The organism is Thiobaca trueperi (assembly GCF_004342175.1).
Lineage (GTDB): Bacteria > Pseudomonadota > Gammaproteobacteria > Chromatiales > Chromatiaceae > Thiobaca > Thiobaca trueperi.
Genome location: NZ_SMAO01000005.1, coordinates 153,135 through 171,616, shown reverse-complemented (window position 1 = coordinate 171,616; position 18,482 = coordinate 153,135). Strand labels below are relative to the sequence as shown.

Annotated in this window: 23 protein-coding genes; 6 read left to right on the top strand and 17 right to left on the bottom strand. The window is 59.0% G+C overall.

Annotation, left to right across the window (positions count from 1 at the left end):
• Positions 1-153: 153 nt before the first annotated feature.
• Positions 154-594, bottom strand: coding sequence for a hypothetical protein (locus tag EDC35_RS11190; protein WP_132977337.1), 441 nt, complete (start codon positions 592-594; stop codon positions 154-156).
• A 219-nt stretch (positions 595-813) separates the two neighbouring features.
• Positions 814-1,959, bottom strand: a complete 1,146-nt coding sequence (locus tag EDC35_RS11185; RefSeq protein WP_132977336.1) for a DUF6602 domain-containing protein — start codon at positions 1,957-1,959, stop codon at positions 814-816.
• A gap of 324 nt (positions 1,960-2,283) precedes the next feature.
• Between EDC35_RS11185 and EDC35_RS11180 the strand changes: the two genes are divergently transcribed.
• The 4 genes from EDC35_RS11180 (at position 2,284) to EDC35_RS11165 (ending at position 6,278) form a co-directional block, all read left to right on the top strand.
• Positions 2,284-3,273, top strand: coding sequence for an adenosine kinase (locus EDC35_RS11180; protein ID WP_132977335.1), 990 nt, complete (start codon positions 2,284-2,286; stop codon positions 3,271-3,273).
• Between the two features lie 146 nt (positions 3,274-3,419).
• Positions 3,420-4,394, top strand: a complete 975-nt coding sequence (locus tag EDC35_RS11175) for a hypothetical protein (protein WP_207896193.1) — start codon at positions 3,420-3,422, stop codon at positions 4,392-4,394.
• A complete protein-coding gene (gene tsaB, locus EDC35_RS11170; protein WP_132977334.1) occupies positions 4,363-5,034 on the top strand; it encodes a tRNA (adenosine(37)-N6)-threonylcarbamoyltransferase complex dimerization subunit type 1 TsaB in 672 nt (223 codons plus the stop codon). Before EDC35_RS11175 ends, tsaB begins: the two co-directional genes overlap by 32 nt.
• Positions 5,035-5,039: 5 nt before the next feature.
• Positions 5,040-6,278 carry a glycerate kinase type-2 family protein gene (locus EDC35_RS11165; protein ID WP_132977333.1) on the top strand — a complete coding sequence of 413 codons (1,239 nt, stop codon included), beginning with the start codon at positions 5,040-5,042 and terminating at the stop codon, positions 6,276-6,278.
• A 127-nt stretch (positions 6,279-6,405) separates the two neighbouring features.
• Here EDC35_RS11165 and EDC35_RS11160 read toward each other — a convergent pair whose 3' ends face one another.
• The 5 genes from EDC35_RS11160 to EDC35_RS11140 all read right to left on the bottom strand — a co-directional run bounded on the left by EDC35_RS11160 (position 6,406) and on the right by EDC35_RS11140 (position 11,014).
• Positions 6,406-7,323 carry an SDR family oxidoreductase gene (locus EDC35_RS11160; RefSeq protein WP_132977332.1) on the bottom strand — a complete coding sequence of 306 codons (918 nt, stop codon included), beginning with the start codon at positions 7,321-7,323 and terminating at the stop codon, positions 6,406-6,408.
• 112 nt (positions 7,324-7,435) lie between these two features.
• A complete protein-coding gene (locus tag EDC35_RS11155) occupies positions 7,436-7,795 on the bottom strand; it encodes an HPF/RaiA family ribosome-associated protein (RefSeq protein WP_132977331.1) in 360 nt (119 codons plus the stop codon).
• Positions 7,796-8,013: 218 nt separating this feature from the next.
• A complete protein-coding gene (locus EDC35_RS11150) occupies positions 8,014-8,568 on the bottom strand; it encodes a hypothetical protein (RefSeq protein ID WP_132977330.1) in 555 nt (184 codons plus the stop codon).
• A gap of 163 nt (positions 8,569-8,731) precedes the next feature.
• Positions 8,732-10,027: a citrate synthase gene (locus EDC35_RS11145; RefSeq protein WP_132977329.1), complete on the bottom strand. Its 1,296-nt coding sequence runs from the start codon at positions 10,025-10,027 to the stop codon at positions 8,732-8,734.
• 3 nt (positions 10,028-10,030) lie between these two features.
• Entirely contained in the window at positions 10,031-11,014 is a 984-nt protein-coding gene (locus tag EDC35_RS11140; protein ID WP_132977328.1) for an aldolase catalytic domain-containing protein, read from the bottom strand.
• Between the two features lie 199 nt (positions 11,015-11,213).
• Here EDC35_RS11140 and EDC35_RS11135 point away from each other — a divergent pair, with 199 nt between their 5' ends.
• Positions 11,214-11,864, top strand: coding sequence for a thiol:disulfide interchange protein DsbA/DsbL (locus tag EDC35_RS11135; RefSeq protein WP_132977327.1), 651 nt, complete (start codon positions 11,214-11,216; stop codon positions 11,862-11,864).
• Between the two features lie 122 nt (positions 11,865-11,986).
• On the opposite strand, the gene EDC35_RS11130 is transcribed toward EDC35_RS11135, so the two are convergent.
• The 10 genes from EDC35_RS11130 to EDC35_RS11085 form a co-directional block, all read right to left on the bottom strand.
• Complete coding sequence (locus EDC35_RS11130) at positions 11,987-13,426, bottom strand: BCD family MFS transporter (RefSeq protein ID WP_132977326.1); 1,440 nt, start codon at positions 13,424-13,426, stop codon at positions 11,987-11,989.
• A gap of 386 nt (positions 13,427-13,812) precedes the next feature.
• Positions 13,813-13,974 carry a light-harvesting antenna LH1, alpha subunit gene (pufA, locus tag EDC35_RS11125; RefSeq protein WP_132977325.1) on the bottom strand — a complete coding sequence of 54 codons (162 nt, stop codon included), beginning with the start codon at positions 13,972-13,974 and terminating at the stop codon, positions 13,813-13,815.
• A gap of 50 nt (positions 13,975-14,024) precedes the next feature.
• Positions 14,025-14,165, bottom strand: a complete 141-nt coding sequence (gene pufB / locus EDC35_RS11120) for a light-harvesting antenna LH1, beta subunit (RefSeq protein ID WP_132977322.1) — start codon at positions 14,163-14,165, stop codon at positions 14,025-14,027.
• A gap of 62 nt (positions 14,166-14,227) precedes the next feature.
• A complete protein-coding gene (pufA, locus tag EDC35_RS11115) occupies positions 14,228-14,446 on the bottom strand; it encodes a light-harvesting antenna LH1, alpha subunit (RefSeq protein WP_132977324.1) in 219 nt (72 codons plus the stop codon).
• 12 nt (positions 14,447-14,458) lie between these two features.
• Positions 14,459-14,605, bottom strand: coding sequence for a light-harvesting antenna LH1, beta subunit (gene pufB / locus EDC35_RS11110; protein WP_132977320.1), 147 nt, complete (start codon positions 14,603-14,605; stop codon positions 14,459-14,461).
• A 625-nt stretch (positions 14,606-15,230) separates the two neighbouring features.
• Complete coding sequence (gene pufA, locus EDC35_RS11105; RefSeq protein WP_132977323.1) at positions 15,231-15,389, bottom strand: light-harvesting antenna LH1, alpha subunit; 159 nt, start codon at positions 15,387-15,389, stop codon at positions 15,231-15,233.
• Between the two features lie 52 nt (positions 15,390-15,441).
• Positions 15,442-15,582 carry a light-harvesting antenna LH1, beta subunit gene (pufB, locus tag EDC35_RS11100; protein WP_132977322.1) on the bottom strand — a complete coding sequence of 47 codons (141 nt, stop codon included), beginning with the start codon at positions 15,580-15,582 and terminating at the stop codon, positions 15,442-15,444.
• A gap of 90 nt (positions 15,583-15,672) precedes the next feature.
• Complete coding sequence (pufA, locus tag EDC35_RS11095) at positions 15,673-15,897, bottom strand: light-harvesting antenna LH1, alpha subunit (RefSeq protein ID WP_132977321.1); 225 nt, start codon at positions 15,895-15,897, stop codon at positions 15,673-15,675.
• Between the two features lie 12 nt (positions 15,898-15,909).
• Complete coding sequence (pufB, locus tag EDC35_RS11090) at positions 15,910-16,056, bottom strand: light-harvesting antenna LH1, beta subunit (protein ID WP_132977320.1); 147 nt, start codon at positions 16,054-16,056, stop codon at positions 15,910-15,912.
• 183 nt (positions 16,057-16,239) lie between these two features.
• Entirely contained in the window at positions 16,240-16,653 is a 414-nt protein-coding gene (locus tag EDC35_RS11085; RefSeq protein WP_243651625.1) for a hypothetical protein, read from the bottom strand.
• A 347-nt stretch (positions 16,654-17,000) separates the two neighbouring features.
• Here EDC35_RS11085 and EDC35_RS11080 point away from each other — a divergent pair, with 347 nt between their 5' ends.
• Positions 17,001-18,467 (top strand): ATP-binding protein, encoded by a 1,467-nt coding sequence (locus EDC35_RS11080; protein WP_132977318.1) that lies wholly within the window; start codon positions 17,001-17,003, stop codon positions 18,465-18,467.
• Positions 18,468-18,482 lie beyond the last annotated feature (15 nt).

Genomic DNA, 18,482 nt, shown 5'->3' with positions numbered 1-18,482 from the left:
ACTCGCCTAACGAATCGGTTAAGCGACATCGCCAGTACAGCCTTTAATAAGCGCCGCGCCGTCTGCGAGGTCTGCTTTTTAACCGATTATTAGGCGATTTCTTCTATGAATGTTGGGGTTCACTCTCGTTCACCTCAACCTACGGCCCTAGATTTACCTTATTATTCTGGCCTTTCCAGCTATCCAAGAGCCTGGATTTCTGTCTCTCGGGATCGGGCGATCAGGATCAGCAGCATAGTAGTTGCAGACAGCGCATTTCCAGCCGTAGGCCTCGTTTTTCAGCGGTGATGATATATTTGAAGATTGGCATCTTGGGCAATATCTTAAAGAATCTAACCCTATCCAAGTTCCTGTATTTTCATCAAACAAAAGCGTCTTGAGGTGATCTCCAAATAGCAGACTTGAATTAGCATGACGGTCTTGGCCCGCGCCTTTATTGATTTCATCTTGAGCCACTTCGAGTTGCTTCCTAAGCCTTGCGACTTCATCATTGGCAAGCTTAAGCAAATGAGATGTTTCCGCTATTTTCAGAGTGGTTCCTATCGCATATAGTATTAGAGAAACAATAAGGGCCCATATCGACTTTTCAGGCATAATAGTTCTGTTCCGATAATTCAGAGCCTAACGGTTCGGCTCACTGGACCCGCGCTGCATGATGGGTCCGCGTGAAGCTGGTTATTAACCAAAATTCGGCTCGTTCCCACGGTCCCGCGTGGGAATGCCGTCGTACCGCTCTGGTGCGTATCGGTGACGCGACGCCAGAATGTCGCGACGGCGGCAGCAAGGCTCTTTTGCGCGCAACTGGGCGGGCTTTCATGGCAACCTACCGTGCTGCTTTTCAGCGTCGGCTGGAGTGCCTTGTTGTGTTACACGCTCATCTATACACCAAGAAAAACCCACTACACCGGTAAACGAATCTAGGTTTGCATGTTTGCCTAGATCTTCAAATGAGGAAAAACAGACTCCATACGCTTTGTTTTTTCTCAATATTGATCTTGCTTCCGGGAAATAGCGCATCAGTTCAGTTGAACCCATATAACTAAGCAACATCACTGGGACATCAAGTATTATTTCATCTACAATTTCTTGCAAGAAGCTTGAACAATGATCACGGCGTGCACCAATATGGCTATCAGTTATAGTTGATAGATAACTCAAAAAAGGGCTAATTCCATTAGGGCCGCTAGATTTCAATGTAGTTATTCGAATCTGCCCCTCTATCGAATTCGGCAGCTTTCTTTCAACTGATACAGACACGAACTCTTCTCGGTCGTGCATGTACATTGAAGGAAGGCAAAGCTGCTGAATTCCTAACAATGCCAAATTGCCACCTTTTGTTCTCGTTACAAAGTTATTCAAAAATTCTTCCGTAGCTTCGGCCACATTCTGTACGATTGTCTTTGTTTTGGCAGGGCAGCTATAAGCGAAGATGGACATACTCTGCACACCTCTTGGCTTAGAGACCATAGTTCCCATATTGCATCCCATTGTCTTCTTGATCCAAGATTTCAGATCATTGCATTTAAGTGTCTTCTTGACCTCACAGACGGCCATAACCATTTCTGGCTGAACAATAACAAAGTCATCTCTCTGATATATTGGCGAGACAGATTGGTCGTTGTAGCAGAGCAAATCGATTTGCGGGCTAACCTGTTCGCGAAGTGAGTCGTATATAAATCCTGTCCCGACATTTACGCTGCTCGGCAAATACTCGGAAACAAGATCGGACAGTATTTTTTCGTAATGCGTTCCAATACTGGGAGCGTGAGAGGTAAACCTTTCTATCCAATCAATCTCGGCCCGCAATCGGGCATCAAAATGTTCAGCTCGCTCATATTTATCGAAATGCGAATATTCTGAAACAATCCCATCAACCTCAAGAAGAACTCTTTGTCCAGTTGGAGGCGCTTGGTTTCGACGTACGATTTCAGGTATCGGTTTACGCAGATCTCTTTTCAATGTGAACTCTCAACTTAGGTAACACAACATGTTCTAAATTGCAGTCTCGTTTTCTTGCCCTAGACTGACATGCAGTCCGGCCCAAGCGTAGTCCGCAAATGTCATCTGTCAAGCCGCAACGCGCACGCCGTGCGGACGGCTCTCTTTCAAACTGGGCGCCTTATCTCGACCTGCTCCGGCGGCGCGGCGTCCCGGAACAGGCCCAACCCTGGCGCGCACCATCCGTTCGATGCAGTCAGGCATAACAGACGAACCGTCGCCATACCAGATCACCATGCCCGACCCTGTACAATGCCGCGTTTGACACCCAACAGCGGAGCAATCATGGCGAAATATCACATCTACGGCATCGGTAATGCACTGGTGGACATGGAGTACGAGGTGGAGGCCGGCGATCTGGGGATCCTCGGCATCGACAAAGGGGTGATGACCCTGGTCGATGAGGCGCAGCAGGCAAGCATCATGCACCATCTGCGTGATCGCCATCATCAGCGCGGCTCGGGCGGGTCGGCGGCGAATTCGATCATTGCCTTCAGCCAGTTCGGCGGCAAGGGCTTTTATTCCTGCAAGGTGGCCGACGACGAGTTGGGACACTTCTATATGCAGGATCTGCTCGACGGCGGCGTGGATACCAATCATCACACCCTGAAGGATCAGGGCCACACCGGGCGCTGCGTGGTGCTGGTGACGCCGGACAGCGACCGGACCATGTGCACCTTCCTCGGGGTCAGCGGCAATCTGTCCACCAACGAGTTGATCGAGGACGCGCTGCGGGATTCGGACTGGTTCTATACCGAAGGCTATCTGGTGACGTCGGACACGGCCCGTCAGGCATCGATTGAGGCCAAGCGCATCGCCGATGCCTCGGGCGTGAAGACGGCGATCTCGCTGTCCGATCCGAACATGGTCAAGTTCTTCAAGCCGGGTCTGCTGGAGATGATCGGCTCGGGCGTGGATCTGCTCTTCGCCAATGAATTCGAGGCGATGGGCATGGCCGGTTCCGACGATCTGCATCAGGCGGTGGATTATCTCAAGACCATCAGCCGGAATTTCGCCATCACCCGTGGCCCAGAGGGCGCACTGGTCTGGGACGGACAGACGCTGATCGAGATCAATCCGGTCAAGGTGACGGCGGTGGATACGGTGGGCGCGGGCGATATGTTCGCTGGCGCCTTCCTCTTTGGTCTGAGCCAGGGCTGGAGCCACCAGCGCGCGGGCGATCTGGCTGCGGCGGCCTCGGCCAAGCTGGTGACCAGTCTCGGCCCGCGCATTCCGACCGCCGAAACCCAGGCCATTCTGCAACGGATGTCCTGAAGTGCGACCGGCTCATCATTTCCGTACAGGCACTTGAGGCTAACATTGTCGGCAACGACCCTGTGTCCACACTGAATCGACGCCCCGCAGCCTGATGGACCGGACGGCTGCGGTCTGACCGTCGTTCCCTGAGCGGAAGCTGCGCCATGCCGACCTTCGACGCCCCTGCCCTCCCCTCGCCGCTGGCAATCCGCGAATGCATGCGACCACGCTTCGATGGCGATCTGGAGCAACTGCACGACTGGCTGAACGGACTCAAATCAGCCGGCGTGCGTCAGGCCGGACCGGGATTGATGCTGACGCTGGAGAACCTGCGCCGGGCGGAGATTTCGCCCAGCCGGCGGCTCTCCGTCCTCTCGACCCTCAAGGCGCCGCTGCTGAAGACCTGCGCGAGCCTGCCCAAACCGAAACACACGGGTGGCGCACACCTGCCGACGGCGTCCGGGGTCACGCTGGAACAGCGTCTCTACCGACTCATGTTCGTGAATCTGCATCAGTCACTGCGTCAGATCGACCAATCGTCCGCTGCGCTGTCAGAGCGTCTGCAACGCAAGCGCGAATGGGCGATCCGCAATCTTTTCCGCTTCGCCAATCGCCAGATCCGTTACGCCGCGCGCTGGAACACGCCCCTGCCGGCACAGACCTGGAGCGATCTCCACCGGCTTCACCTCGAATTGATGAACCCGCGCACGCATCCAGGCGGTCTGCCCGGTTCGACTGATTCGTCCATGCTGTGGATGGATCCGGAGCTGGAGTACAAGCAACTGCTGCTGTTCGGACTGGCGGCGCAACTCAATGCCGCGATCATCCGCCGCGAGGATTTTCTGGATGGTCTGGAAGGCTGGGCCGCCCAAACCCTGCTCACCGATCCCCAGCGGATGATGGGTCGCATCAAGCTGTTTGTGATCGAGATCGACAGCGACAAGCCACCCTGCCAGGAGTCTGGCGCTTTGAACCGGATCTTCCGGGGCTGGATTCTGCAGGCGCCCTACCCCTTTATTCATCAGATCGAGGATGAAGAGGATGAGGGTATAGAATCGAGCCCCCTGGATTTTGGCGACTTCGCCCCGCTCTCAAGGCCCGATTCCTATGAAACTGCTGGCAATCGATACCTCTGGTGATACCTGTTCCGCCGCCCTGCTGCTGGATGGCGGTGTCGAACAACTGCTTGAAACCGCCCCGCGCCAGCATGGCGAACGCATTCTGCCCATGATGCAGGCGTTGCTGGATGGGGCCGGACTCCTTCTGACCGATCTGAACGCGCTGGCCTTTGGTCGCGGTCCCGGCTCCTTCACCGGCGTGCGTATCGCCACCGCCGTGATTCAGGGCGCGGCCTTCGGCGCCGGGCTGCCGGTGGTGCCGGTCTCGACCCTGGGCGCGCTGGCGCAGGGTCAATTCCGGCGCGGCGGACAGCGGCGACTGCTGACGGCGCTGAATGCCCGTATGGACGAGGTCTATTGGGGCTGCTTCGAGATCGGCGAGCACGACCTCGCCGTGGCGCAGGGTGAAGAACGGGTCTGCCCGCCTGAACGGATCGCGATTCCCGCTGGAGCGGGCTGGTACGGTGTGGGGCCGGGATGGTCGGCCTATGATCTGACCCTGCAAACCCAGGTTGGCGATGCCCTGGACGGCGCGAATCCGGCGGCCTTCTGCGAGGCTCGCGACATCGCCGTGCTGGCCGCTGCGGACTTTACAGCGGGCCGGCATCTGCCACCCGAACTGGCTACGCCGGTTTATCTGCGGGATCAGGTCACACGGTGATCTGAATGTCTGGCCGCGCCGACTCACGCCGACAGATCCTGCGTCTCTTCGCCGTCGCTCTGAAGGCGGTCGGCGGGCGTGCGGCGGTGCGCCGGACACTCGCCGCGCGTCCGATCAGCGGCCCGGTCTGGTTCTGCGCCATCGGCAAGGCGGCTGAATCCATGACCCAGGGCGCCTGCGACGCGCTGGGCGACTGCTGCGTCGGCGGTATCCTCATCACCAAGACGGGGCATCTGAACCGGGAACGGCTCGCGGCGCTCGGGATCGAGTCGCATGTTGGCGGCCATCCTGTCCCCACTGCCGGGAGTCTGGCGGCCGGAACACGCCTGATCGACGCGATGCGGGAGGCGCCGCGCGATGCCACGCTGCTCTGTCTGATCTCAGGCGGGGCATCGAGTCTGGCGGAGGCGCCGATTGAGGGGTTCGGACTTGCGGAGCTGGAGCGGGTGAACCGCTGGCTGCTCGGCAGCGGTCTGCCCATCGACGCCGTCAACCGGGTGCGCAAGTCAGTGTCGCGAATCAAGGGCGGTGGTCTGCTGCACAGTCTGGCGGATCGAGCGGTGCGGTGTCTGGCGATCTCGGATGTGCCGGGCAATGATCCGGGCGTCATCGGATCGGGTCTGCTGGTGCCCGATCCGAACCTCGCTGAAACGGTGGCTGATCTGGATCTGCCTGAATGGCTGGCGGACTGGGTTCGGCGCGGTCTGAGTGAACGCGGGGCGATGTCTCGCGCTGGTCCTGCGGTGGAACTGATCGCCACGCTTGACGAGGCCAAGGCCGCCGTCGCCAGGGCAGCGGCGGCAGAGGATCTGCCGTACCGGTTGCATGAGGCCTTCATCGCTGGCGATGCGGCGCAATGCGGCCAGACGCTGGCCCGCGAGCTGCTTGAAGGCCCGCCAGGTCTGCATATCTGGGGCGGCGAAACGACCGTCAGACTGCCAGCGACACCCGGACGTGGCGGACGCAATCAGCATCTGGCGCTCGCCGCAGCAATCGAGATCACCGGGCGGAACGATTGCCTGCTGCTCAGTGCCGGGACCGATGGCACGGACGGCCCGACCGAGGATGCCGGCGCGCTGGTCGATGGCTGTACCGTGGAGCGCGCCGAACTGGCCGGCTTCAACGTGCGGGAGAGCCTGGCGCGCGCCGATGCAGGGCGTCTGCTGGAGGCCAGCGGCGATTTGATCTGCACCGGGCCAACCGGTACCAATGTGATGGACCTGATGCTGGGGCTGAAGATGTGACGCGAGTACCGCAGTGCAGATGTTCCGAGACCGTCTCCAATCATTGTCGTTGTCGTCTTCGGCTTGCGAATCTTCGATTACGACAACGACAACGAACGGTCTCGGGAAGATTGCTCATCTGCCCCGATCACAGATAGGTCAACTGATCCACCCCGAATGGCGTGGGCGTCAGCCCCAGGCGGGCGAAGCTGTCATTGTCATGACAGACATTCCCTTCCATCAGCATCTGGATCTGGTCACGCGAGATCGGGAACCAGGGATAGCGGTCAAAGAGACTCGCCGCTGCCTGGATGGGCAGCACCGGGGCCGGCATCATGAGCTTGTGCTTGCCGGACGCCGCCGCGATGGTGTTCAGAATCGCCTTCCAGCTATAGCGTTGGGGACCGCACAGACTGTAGGTCTGAGACTCGGTGCGTGACTCGGCAAGCGCCAGCGTAAAGGCGGCCGCCACATCACCGACGCTGACCGGCGCCAGCTCGAAGCCACCCGCATTCGTCGGCAGCAGACCCCGATAGAACAGCGGCGCCGGCAAGGGGCTGTCGATGATGTCTTTTTTGAGCTGGGAGCAGAACTCCATGCGTCCCTGCGGGTCGCCAAAGATCACCGATGGACGGAAGATGGTCCAGCGCAGTGAGGATGCCTTGAGCGCCTGTTCGGCCTGATATTTGGTGCGCTGATAAGGCGTGCCGTCGGCATGGATGCCGTTGGCGCTCATCAGCAGGAAACGCTCCACGCCCTGCGCCTGAGCGGCGGCGATGGTCTTCACCACACCCTGATGCTGCAAAGCATCGAAGGTGACGCCGCGCGCGGGAAACTCGCGCAGGATACCGATGAGATAGATGACGGCATCCGCACCCGCGAGACAGTCGTTCAGGCTGGCGCGATCCTCGACATCACCCTGAACGATCTCGCAGGCGTCACGCTCTTCAATCCTGCCTTCGCTGCCGGGACGCACCAGCAGGCGCGGGATATGACCGGCGGCGAGCAGATGGCGCGTGAGATGGAAACCGACAAATCCGGTTCCGCCGATAATGGCTACCTTCATGCCAAACTCCTGAGCGATGGTCTCTGTTCGATGGTGGATTCGCTCGAACATAGGTACTGAACGGCGTCAGTCAAGACAGGGCTTGGCGAGGGGTGGGTCAAACGCGGCGACTTCAATGCGTGGTAGCCGGTGCGGCGCGCAAGGTTGCAGGGGAAACGGGATTTGCGTGGAGGACGCTGGGACGACGCAAACGGCGGACACTGCGACGGGCGGCGGTGAAGACCTCGTTGATGGCCTCATCGGCGGTCTTGCGGGCATCGCGCACCACCATCTGACGCCCTGACCCCACCTTTGCGCTCAGTTCGCAGCGCACACGATGCCCGTGCAGCGGATCGAACTCTTCCTGGATGGTGACGTGCGCCTCAATCCGTTCGTCAGGAAACCGGTTCGCAAGCTTCTGCGCTTCGGATTCGATCTGACCACGGATAGCGCCGTCAAGCGCCAGCGTATCGCCACCTATCTTCATGTACATATATGATTTTCTCCAAAAACCCGGTGGTATCCCGCGATCTTTGCCGCGTGTGTCGAAAACCGGGTTGAACAGATGAGGGCCGGATGAGAACCAGCCTCGATGGATGAACGTCGCTGAGGTGTCTCTGAGGCGGGATGGCGCGGAACGAGACGAGTGACGTGGCGCGGATCATGGCGTTCAATCGCGCGAAAAGCAAGACCTGAATAGTGTCCGATGCGTCAGCCGCACAGATCCGCAAAGGCTTTGGCAAAAATCCGACTGGCATCGCTGCCATCACGGTCCATGACCTGATCGATCACCCAGCGATTTTCCGGCGCATCCCCCACCAGGGTCTGAATCGCGAGACCGAGATGACGCAGCAGGGCATAACCGGGACCGTCGTCGTCAAACTGAAATTCGGCATACTCATCCGCACGCTGATTGAGCCGCGCAATGAATGGGCTGCCGTAATCGCCTGAACCCAGCAGATCCTGGCTGTTGTCCTGGACATGTCCGCACAACTTGCTGGCAAAGGCGGTGATCAGCTCCCGGCGATTCGCGTCGTTCAGCTGCGCATACGCGAGCCGGTCGGCGATCTGGATCAGAAACGCCAGATATTCCTGAATCACCTCCAGACGCTGCACGTCGCTCGCGTACGTGAAGCGCTCGCAGTGCAGGGTGATGGCCTTGTCCAGGGCGATGCGCCAGGCGATGGAGGCCAGCGCACTGGCGATCTCCGGGAGCGATCGCTCCCGGCCTTCGTTCATCCAGTGACTTTTGATCCGCAGCGCCACGAGCGCCTCCAAGACTCAACAGGTTGAGTGGCTGAAATGACTGACATGGTCATGCCGATCCAAACGCTCACATTGAGACAGAATGAACAGCATCCGAAACATGGCATTAACCATGCCGTCAACCCTGCTCATTCTGTCCATTTCGGCCCGGATCGCCGTTATCTCAGCAGCCGCAACGCTCGCCTCTCGGCACATGATCGGTCTCGTTCGGCCCCATGTAGATCTGACGCGGACGGGCGATCTTGGTCCCCTGCGTCTCGGACTGCTCCCACCAGTGCGCGATCCAGCCCGGCAAACGACCGATGGCGAACATGACGGTGAACATGTTGGTCGGGATGCCAATGGCGCGCAGGATGATACCGCTATAGAAATCGACGTTGGGATAGAGCTGACGATCGATGAAATAGGGATCCTCCAGGGCGATTTCCTCCAGCTTGCGCGCGATGTCGAGCAACGGATCATGAACGCCTAACGTCGGCAGCAGATTGTCGGCGACTCGCGCCAGCATTTTGGCGCGCGGATCGAAATTGCGGTAGACCCGATGCCCGAAGCCCATCAGACGCACCTTGCTGTCCCTGTCCTTCGCCAGCCGGACATAGTCCTCCGGGCTGATCTGGCCCTGATGGATCTGCTCCAGCATCTCCAGCACGGCGACATTCGCCCCACCATGCAGCGGCCCCCAGAGCGCGCAGACACCCGCTGCGCAGGAAGCAAAGAGGTTGGCCTGACTGGATCCGACCATCCGCACGGTGGAGGTCGAACAGTTCTGCTCATGATCGGCGTGCAGCAGCAGGATGAGATTGAGCGCATCCCGCACCAGCGGATCGCAGACATGCTCCGCATAGGGCTGAGAGAACATCATGTGCAGGAAATTGGGCACATAACGCAGCGCAGGGTTGGGATAGATATAAGGCAGACCAATGGACTGACGATAGGCATAGGCCGCGATGGTGCGGACCTTGCTGATGAGTCCGGCGGCGGCCTCCCGGAAATCATCCTTGTCCTCCAGCTCGAAAAATTCGGGATGGAAGCAGGAGAGCGCATTGATCATGGCCGAGAGGATGGCCATCGGCGGAGCCGAACGCGGAAAGCCCTCGAAATGATGCTTCATGCTCTCATCGAGGTTGGCGGTCGCCGTCAGATCGTCGGAAAAGGTCTTGTATTCATCCGGGCAGGGCAGATGACCGAAGATCAGCAGCCAGGCCACTTCAACGAAGTTGGGCGCCTGCTCGAACTGTTCGATGGGGATCCCGCGATAACGCAGAATCCCCTTCTCGCCGTCGATGAAGGTGATAGCGCTCTCGCAACTGCCGGTATTGCCGTAACCGGGGTCAAGCGTGATGTAACCGGTCTTTGCCCGCAGATCCTGGATGTCGATGGCGCGCTCGCCTTCGCTGCCTTCAATGATTGGAAACTGGTACTGTGAATCACCAATGGTCAGGGTTGCTTCAGTCGGCATAGCTTAGATCTCCGATACAACCTTATCGTAAAAAGTCAGAAAATCGTCCGGGGTCGGTCCTTCCCGCCACTCGATGGCAGTGCGCGGATGCTGGTTGAGCTGGCCGGTGATGTTGTAAGGGATTGACGGCCCCCAATCCAGTTCCCTGCGCAGCGGCAGGAGATAGTTCTGGATCACCTCGATCACCGGGCGCATGTCGAACTTGGGGTTGCGCAGGAAGCCCAGCAGCAATTCGGTGTGACAGTTGCCCGCGCCGCGCCCGAAGCCGTACAGGGTCGAATCGACCCGGTTGCAGCCCAGGATGATAGCCTCGATGGTATTGGCAAAGGCCAGTTGGAGGTTGTTATGGGCGTGGATGCCGATCTCCTTGCCGGTGCCTTCCATCGCCCCGGCATATTTCTTGTAGAGCCGGTCGATCTGTTCGCGGTAGAGATAGCCGAAGCTGTCGACGATGACCATGGTCGTGGCCGGCGTTTCAGCGATGGCCTCCAGGACGGTATCGATCTCTTCTTCGGTAATGTTGGAGATCGCCATGAGGTTGGCCGTGGTCTCGTAGCCGAGTTCATGGGCGTGGCGGATCATGTCGACCGCCTCCGACACCTGATGGGCATAGAAGGCGACGCGGATCATCGACAGCGGACTCTCGGCGGCGGGCACGATCTGGGTCTCCCAGTCGCTCTTGCCGGCATCAGCCATGGCTGCCAGCTTGAGCCCGGTCTTGACCGGATCGTGATCGCCGACGATGCGCCGGATGTCCGCCTCGTCGCAGTGACGCCAGGGACCGAATTTATCCCTGGGGAAGACGCGCGGGGAGTTCTTGTAGCCGATCTCCATGTAATCGATGCCCGCCTCAACGCAGGCGCGATAGACGGCCTTGACGAAATCGTCGCTGAATTGATGGGCGTTGACCAACCCGCCGTCCCGCACGGTGCAGTCGAGCACCTTGAGTTCGGGGCGGAAGGTGATCCAGGGGGCCTTGTCGGACATCGGTCGTTCTCCACGGTTCAGGGGGTGATTCGCCATTTTGAGCCCAAGGGGCTGTCCGAGCAAATCCGAAGCGCCCTGGTCGTCATCATGCCGAGCCCTCATCAAGACCGGACAACCCGGTTCCGGTATGATTTCAGGCCGATCGCCCCTGTGGACGATGATCTGAATCGAACGACCCTCAATCCCTGGAGAGCACTCAATGACCCTGAACCGCCGTCGCTTCAATCAGTTTCTCATTGGCGCCCTGGGCGCTTCCATGCTGCCGACAGCCGGCGCGGAGCTGGTCCAGGGCCAGGACTGGCGCCCCGTCGATCCGCCACAACCGGGCGATGCCCCCGGCAAGATCGAAGTGCTGGAATTTTTCTCCTATGGCTGCCCGCATTGCAGCGATCTCAATCCGCTGATCGATGCCTGGGTCAAGGAACTGCCTGCCGACGTGGCCTTCCGCCGCGTTCCGGTCTCCTTCGGGCGTGCGCAGTGGGCCAATCTGTCGCGGCTTTATTTTGCGCTGGACAGCACGGACAACCTGGGGCGGCTCAATCAGGCCGTCTTCGATGCGCTCCACAAAGAGCGCGTGAGGCTGTTCACCAAAGAGGCGATTATCGAGTGGATCGCGACTCAGGGCGTCGATACCAAGGCATTCGCCGAAGCCTTCGATTCCTTTGACGTACAGACCCAGTTGAGTCGCAGCGATTATCTGGTTGGCCGCTATTTGATCGATGCGGTGCCGACCATCGCAGTCGCCGGACGCTATGTGGTCATCAGTCAGCCGCGCAAAGGATTGCCTGGACTGCTGACGACCGCTGACGCGCTCATCGCGAAGGCGCGGGCGGAAGGCGCGGCTGGATGACCGCCGGCCCCGACCGCTTCACAGACATGAAGCGGTCGGGTTAAACCGCGTCCAGAGCGAAATGCTGAGTTTCGAGTGAGTTCGACATTTGGCGCATTCACGGCCCTTGGTGGGGACGCGGTTTAAGACGGAAACTGATCCAGTGCCATCTTCGATGATCGGGCAACCGACCCTTCCCGTCTCAGGGCAAGTGGCGCGACAACGATCAGGGTGGCGACCAGCAGAAGCAGCTCGATACTGTAGACGAACACATAGCCGACCTCGATTCCAGCCCAGTCAGGACCAAAGGTTCCAGCCAGCGCAAAGCCGGATACCACGTCACGAAGACCGCCGCCAAGCGCCATCGCCACACCATTCGCCGTCGCCTGCACGGCACCCCATGCACCCAGCGCAAGACCGCTGTGACCACCTTCGGACAACCCCATTGCAGCGGTCAACGTACCAACAGCCAGCAGGCCGGCGCCAAACCCTATGAGAGCGGTTCCGATCCGGAACAGAAAGGTCGATTCGATCAGAGCCGCCGCGATCACCGCCGTAAAGGCCACCAGACCCACCACCGCACCCAGGGTCGAAAGCCGGTAGGAATTGCCGCCGCGACTGAGCACGCGCGCAGCCAGCGCATAGGCCGCCAGCGTACCGGCGGCAAGCAGGGCCGTGAGCGCCGTGGTCTGGGCAACCGTCATCCCCAAGACCTGACCGCCGTAAGGCTCAAGCAGAATATCCTGCATCGTGAAACCGGCCGTCCCGAGACCGACGACAACCAGCAGACGGCTCGCACGACCGCCGCTGATAAAGGCACGCCAGGTTTCGAGGAAGGGCGGACGCTCTTCCTTCGCCGCAGCGCGCTCGGGGTTCAGCGCCTCCTGTTTCCAGAGCGCCACGACATTCAGGACGATCGTTGCGACCGCCGCGCCCTGAATCAACTGAATCAGCAGGCGATCCGAAAATTCGGTGAGCAACTGACCGAACAGCAGGGCGCTCAGGAACATGCCGAACAGCAGCGTCACATAGAGCAAAGCGACCACGCGCGGACGCTTGTCCTCAGGAGCCAGATCCGTCGCCAGCGCCAGACCGGCGGTCTGGGTGATATGCAGACCGGCGCCAACCAGCAGAAACGCCAGCCCGGCACCCAGTTTGCCCATCAGATTAAAGACATTGTCCGCTTCGGACAGCAGCAGGATGGCAAAGGGCATGATGGCGAAGCCGCCAAACTGCAACATGGTCCCCAGCCAGATATAAGGGATACGGCGCAAACCGAAGGCCGAGCGGTGATAGTCGGAGCGATGTCCGATCAGGGCACGGAAGGGCGCGAAAACCAGGGGCAGCGCCACCATGGTCGCCACCAGCCAGGTCGGCACGCCCAGCTCGACGACCATGACCCGGTTGAGCGTTCCGGTCAGCAGCACCATGGCGATCGCCACCGAGACTTGAAACAGCGACAGGCGCAGCAGACGACGCAGGGGCAGATCGGCCGTCGCCACATCAGCGAAAGGCAGAATCTTGCGGATAAACTGACGCCAGGCGAGTAACCGTGGATCTAACGGATCAAGAGGCTCACTCATGCCGAAATCGTCTCCGAATTTGAAATGTTGAGATGGGAAAACAGAATCATGGCGCACGGAAGGCGCGGCTCAGACTGACTCGCCTCCATATTTCACCTGGATGATCAGGCAGTGACGCCAGACGTCAAGAAAAAGGGCGATGGTACGCCGCTACGAGTCGCTTAGGAAGGGCGGGAGCGGCGGCTGCCGGGGAGGCAAGTGCGTTCGATTTGCAGAGAGATCGGGTGGAACCCTGAAAAACAAAAGCCAATCCACTGATTTGATGCGGATTGGCTCAATACTCAACAATCATCATTTCATACCCGATGGCGGATGGGACAAGCACATCGCATACTTCAGTATCCACCCATCCACCATCGGCTTAAATCACTATCGACCGGAGGCGATCAGATAGGATAAGCGAGGCCCGCAGCGTACACGATCCAGTGAACAGCGATAGCCAGAACCAGCAGCGCATAGAAAATCGGCATCAGCCAAGTAGCCGGATTGACGACCAGCCAGATTTTCCAATCGTCAGCAGGATTGTTCGGCTTTGCAACGTTGCTCATTGTATTTACCTTCTAATTTGATGGATTAAACCGCGTGAAACCGTGGTTACTTAGAACCAGGGCTTGACAGCGAGAACGAACAGGTGAGCCACGGCTGCGATTGCAACGAACGCAGTGTAGGTGACCTTGAACTGCTCGTGAAATTCTTTCGCCTGCTGCTCGGTCAGACCCGACAAGGATTGCTCGGCCATCGTTTTGTCTCCCAAATTAAACAGTTAATTGATCGCAGCGGATGACGCCACGACAGGATGAATCAGCCAGCCGGGGTAGCGGCCGGAGCAGCAGCCGGAGCAGCGGCTTCAACAGCCGGCTTGGCGCGATAAGCCTGACCCGGCAGCGAGTAAGCCAGGACGTGGATCAGGATGGCGGTGACCAGGACGGCAAACAGCGTCGGGATCAGCCAGGTCGAAGGATTCACGACCAGCCAGAATTTGTAATCGTTTTCGGTCGGGTTATAGCCCATGAATTGCATGACAGTAACTCCTTAATTCCACCAGGGGTTGTAAGCGATGACAAACAGGTGAGCCAGCGCCGCCAGACCCATGAAGGCGGTGTAGGTCACTTTGAACTGCTCGTGGAATTCTTTTGCTTGCTGATCGGTCAGACCCGACAGACTCTTCTGCTCAGCCATTGTTGGCCTCCGTTTTACTTAGGACTGCACTTTTATGTCACCCGGCAGAACGCACAGGTTTTTACCATGCCTGCCGGCCTCAACATCTAGGATCCAGCGTGGATCCTGGCTGTCATCTTAGCTTGACAGCAGCGCATGTCAAGATGTTTGGACAGATTATTTTAGGCATTCAAAATCCGCCGTTTCAGAAGGGAAAAGATACGGCGCAGTAACCGGATACGCAGACGCGAAAGCCGGGGCAGTAAAAGTCTTGTGATTTCCAAGGCGCTGCACGATCTGTCACCAAGATCCAATGACGGATGAAGCTGGTTTGAAGGGCAGTCTGTGCCAAGCTTCAATATCGGTGCAACTGGCCCCGGCGAGTCGTTCTAACTGGCCTGTACGCGATGGAGCTGACAACCTCAACGGAAGCCGTTTGTTCAACCGGCAGAGCCGTTGAACGCTGACCACGCCTAAAGGGCGTGGATTTCTACGTTACGATTAAAAATCGCAGAAAGCAAAACGCAACCGGGAGCGAGCAGATGACTGCTCGCCCCCGGTTAACGGCCAGATCACAGACAAACGCTACAAATACAAAGCGTTTGGCGTCTAACCCAGGACCATCTTATCGAAGCACGAAGGGTGCTCAGACGTAGGCCAGACCAACCTTGTACACAATCCAGTGAACAGCGATGGCGACAGCCAGCGCAGCAAAGAAAATGGGCATCAGCCAAGTAGCCGGATTAACGACCAGCCAGATTTTCCAATCGTCAGCAGGATTGTTGGGCTTTGCAACGTCGCTCATTGTATTAACCTCGAATTATAAATGAATCGGAACCGCTTAAAACCGTGGTTGCTTAGAACCAGGGCTTGACAGCGAGAACGAACAGGTGAGCTACGGCTGCGATTGCAACGAACGCAGTGTAGGTAACCTTGAACTGTTCGTGGAATTCTTTCGCCTGCTGCTCGGTCAGACCCGACAAGGATTGCTCAGCCATCGTTTTTCTCCCAAAGGATGTTTGACAGTGCCACTATCGAAACAGTTGGCAGTTATTGATCGCGACGAAAACCGCCACGACGAAACGAACTCAGTTAGCAGGCGCTGCAGCAGGAGCTGCTTCGACAGCCGGAGCGGCGGCTTCAACAGCCGGCTTGGCGCGATAGGCCTGACCCGGCAGCGAGTAGGCCAGGACATGGATCAGGATGGCAGTGACCAGGACGGCAAACAGCGTCGGGATCAGCCAGGTCGAAGGATTCACGACCAGCCAGAATTTGTAATCGTTTTCGGTCGGGTTATAGCCCATGAATTGCATGACAATAACTCCTTAATTCCACCAGGGATTGTAAGCAATGACAAACAGGTGAGCCAGTGCTGCCAGACCCATGAAAGCGGTGTAGGTCACTTTGAACTGCTCATGAAATTCTTTTGCCTGCTGATCGGTCAGACCCGACAGACTTTTCTGCTCAGCCACAATAGGCCTCCGTCACAAAATGAATGATGCAGTACTTGCGCGCCGGGAGGCTCTCATGCTGGCAACCACCAGTCGCACGCCACGCCCAAATTCAATCTCGAAAATCTTGTGGATCCATTCCGTGATCCTGGGTGTCATCTTAGCTTGACATGACAGGATGTCAAGCTGATTTTACATCAACCGTCAGCTCAGCCATGCCCGGATGTATTTCATGGCAAATCCCAAAACCGCGATGACCAGAATCGCCATGAAGGCCACTCTCGCCATGTACGTCAGCATGGAGATCACGGGACTCATACTGGGCATGGCGATGGGCTCGGGTTCGGACTCATCCACAGCCGTAGCCGCTGGAGCCACTACCCCTCCGGCCCGCGATTCAGCGGGGAGAACCCGGAAGGGGGATGTGCCGGCAACCCGGAAAAACTGGATTTCACCACCCCCTTCCCGCTCCATCACCAGAAACTCCACATCCACACCAAGCTGCTCAATGGTGGCGAACTCCACCGCGAACGCCTGCGCTGTCTCCGCTTCGCCCTGATGTTCCCAAACTGCCGATTTTTCGGGCCAGGTTCTTTTTGCCGCATACTTCACTAGCATTTCCTCTCGAATGGACCAACGACGAAGCCTTGCCGCATCGCCCACTGGAGCTGGCTGAATGGGGTGAACACGCGGCCGATGGCATGCATGGCATGATAATTCGGTGAACAGCACAGCCCGCAGTCGTCGCGAACAGGTTTTGCCCACAGGATTCAGGGGATTGTATTTCCCGGACGCCTGCTTGTCACCGTGCGGATGACGGCCGTCAGCCAACCACCCGCCCGACATGAATCCAGCCGGGAGATGCGCTCGCCCAAGGCATGGCGTCTCGTTTTAGACGCAGTTTCGGATCATACCGCGACGATCCGCTCCATTTTTCTTGCAATCTCCCCCGTCATCATCCCGGCATGCGTCTGTCGATCCATACCAAAGTCTTTCTGACCCTCCTGCTGGCCTGTGTCGTGGTACTGCTCGGCACCCAGGCGTTTGTGCAATGGTCGTTTCAGCGCGGACTGGTGGAGCTGGCCGATGCGCGCGAGCAGGAGCGCATCGAACGCATCGCCGAACGTCTGATCGATACCTATCGGCACGATGGCTCCTGGGAGCCGCTGGCGCAGGATTCGCGGCGCTGGGTCATGATTCTGCTGGATCGCCAGGATTCGTTCGCCAACCGCCGACCGGATGACAGACGCTTCCTTCGTCATCCGCCCTGGCTGCGTGATGAACCGGGCTCGCCCGGCGTCTGGCCGCCGCAGGAGGCGCTGGATCATATCCAACGCCGTCAACGCCCCATCCCGCTTGAATTGCGACTGATGCTCCTGGATGCCAGCGGCGCCATCCTCTACGGACGCCCCGCGCTGATCGCCACCAGTCGCCCCTATCCACTCCAGCTCGACGGACAGATGATCGGCACCCTGGCCCTGATGCCCGGCTCCCCGGCCCCCGAAATGGCCGAACTGCGCTTTCACGCCAGTCAGGGGGATCGTCTCTGGATCATCGCCCTGGCGATGCTGCTGCTGGCCGCCGCGCTGGCTTATCCGCTCTCGCGGCGCCTGGTCCGCCCGGTACGCAACTTCCAGCACGCCGCCCGCCGGCTGGCGACCGGCGATTTCAGCGCCCGCGTCCCCACTCACGGCCATGATGAGATCGCCCGTCTCGGACGCGACATCAACGCACTCGCCACCGCGCTGGAACACAACGAAGCCGCCCGTCGACGCTGGGTCGCGGACATCTCGCACGAGCTGCGCACGCCCATCGCCCTGCTGCGCGCCGAGCTGGAGGCGTTGCAGGATGGCGTGCGCCCGCTGGAACCGTCGGCGCTCGACACCCTGCACGGCGATGTCATGCGACTGGGGCGACTGGTGGACGACCTTTACGAACTGTCCATCACCGACATGGGCGCGCTCGGCTACCGACTGGAGGAAACCGATGTCGCGGAGATCCTGAGCGCGGACATCGACGCCTTCCGCCGTTCGTTCCAGGAGGCCGGGCTCGCGCTCGATTATCACAACACCCTGCCCGGCCCAGTCCTCCTGCATGCCGACGGACAGCGTCTGTCGCAGCTCTTTCGCAACCTGCTGCGCAACAGCCGTCAATACACCGATGCCGGCGGCGGCCTGAGCATCCAACTGAGCCGCACCGACCATCAACTCTGCATCGATTTTCAGGACACGGCCCCCGGCGTGCCCAAGGACGCCCTGCCCCATCTGTTCGAGCGGCTCTACCGGGTCGAGGACTCACGCAATCGCCACAGCGGCGGTGCGGGGCTCGGACTCGCCATCGCCCGCAACGTGGTCGAGGCCCACGGCGGCACCATCAGCGCCGACGCCGCGCCCGGTGGCGGACTCTGGATCCGCATCCTGCTGCCGGCATGAATTCATACCGACCAA

Coding starts and splice junctions, on each gene's coding strand:
- pufA (WP_132977321.1), bottom strand. CDS start 15,897: ATGCAATTCATGGGCTATAACCCGACCGAAAACGATTACAAATTCTGG.
- EDC35_RS11130 (WP_132977326.1), bottom strand. CDS start 13,426: ATGAGTGAGCCTCTTGATCCGTTAGATCCACGGTTACTCGCCTGGCGT.
- EDC35_RS11085 (WP_243651625.1), bottom strand. CDS start 16,653: ATGCTAGTGAAGTATGCGGCAAAAAGAACCTGGCCCGAAAAATCGGCA.
- EDC35_RS11080 (WP_132977318.1), top strand. CDS start 17,001: ATGCGTCTGTCGATCCATACCAAAGTCTTTCTGACCCTCCTGCTGGCC.
- EDC35_RS11140 (WP_132977328.1), bottom strand. CDS start 11,014: ATGTCCGACAAGGCCCCCTGGATCACCTTCCGCCCCGAACTCAAGGTG.
- pufA (WP_132977323.1), bottom strand. CDS start 15,389: ATGAGCGACGTTGCAAAGCCCAACAATCCTGCTGACGATTGGAAAATC.
- pufA (WP_132977325.1), bottom strand. CDS start 13,974: ATGAGCAACGTTGCAAAGCCGAACAATCCTGCTGACGATTGGAAAATC.
- EDC35_RS11155 (WP_132977331.1), bottom strand. CDS start 7,795: ATGTACATGAAGATAGGTGGCGATACGCTGGCGCTTGACGGCGCTATC.
- EDC35_RS11180 (WP_132977335.1), top strand. CDS start 2,284: ATGGCGAAATATCACATCTACGGCATCGGTAATGCACTGGTGGACATG.
- tsaB (WP_132977334.1), top strand. CDS start 4,363: ATGAAACTGCTGGCAATCGATACCTCTGGTGATACCTGTTCCGCCGCC.
- EDC35_RS11135 (WP_132977327.1), top strand. CDS start 11,214: ATGACCCTGAACCGCCGTCGCTTCAATCAGTTTCTCATTGGCGCCCTG.
- pufA (WP_132977324.1), bottom strand. CDS start 14,446: ATGCAATTCATGGGCTATAACCCGACCGAAAACGATTACAAATTCTGG.
- EDC35_RS11160 (WP_132977332.1), bottom strand. CDS start 7,323: ATGAAGGTAGCCATTATCGGCGGAACCGGATTTGTCGGTTTCCATCTC.
- EDC35_RS11190 (WP_132977337.1), bottom strand. CDS start 594: ATGCCTGAAAAGTCGATATGGGCCCTTATTGTTTCTCTAATACTATAT.
- EDC35_RS11145 (WP_132977329.1), bottom strand. CDS start 10,027: ATGCCGACTGAAGCAACCCTGACCATTGGTGATTCACAGTACCAGTTT.
- pufB (WP_132977322.1), bottom strand. CDS start 14,165: ATGGCCGAGCAATCCTTGTCGGGTCTGACCGAGCAGCAGGCGAAAGAA.
- EDC35_RS11165 (WP_132977333.1), top strand. CDS start 5,040: ATGTCTGGCCGCGCCGACTCACGCCGACAGATCCTGCGTCTCTTCGCC.
- pufB (WP_132977322.1), bottom strand. CDS start 15,582: ATGGCTGAGCAATCCTTGTCGGGTCTGACCGAGCAGCAGGCGAAAGAA.
- pufB (WP_132977320.1), bottom strand. CDS start 14,605: ATGGCTGAGCAGAAGAGTCTGTCGGGTCTGACCGATCAGCAAGCAAAA.
- EDC35_RS11175 (WP_207896193.1), top strand. CDS start 3,420: ATGCCGACCTTCGACGCCCCTGCCCTCCCCTCGCCGCTGGCAATCCGC.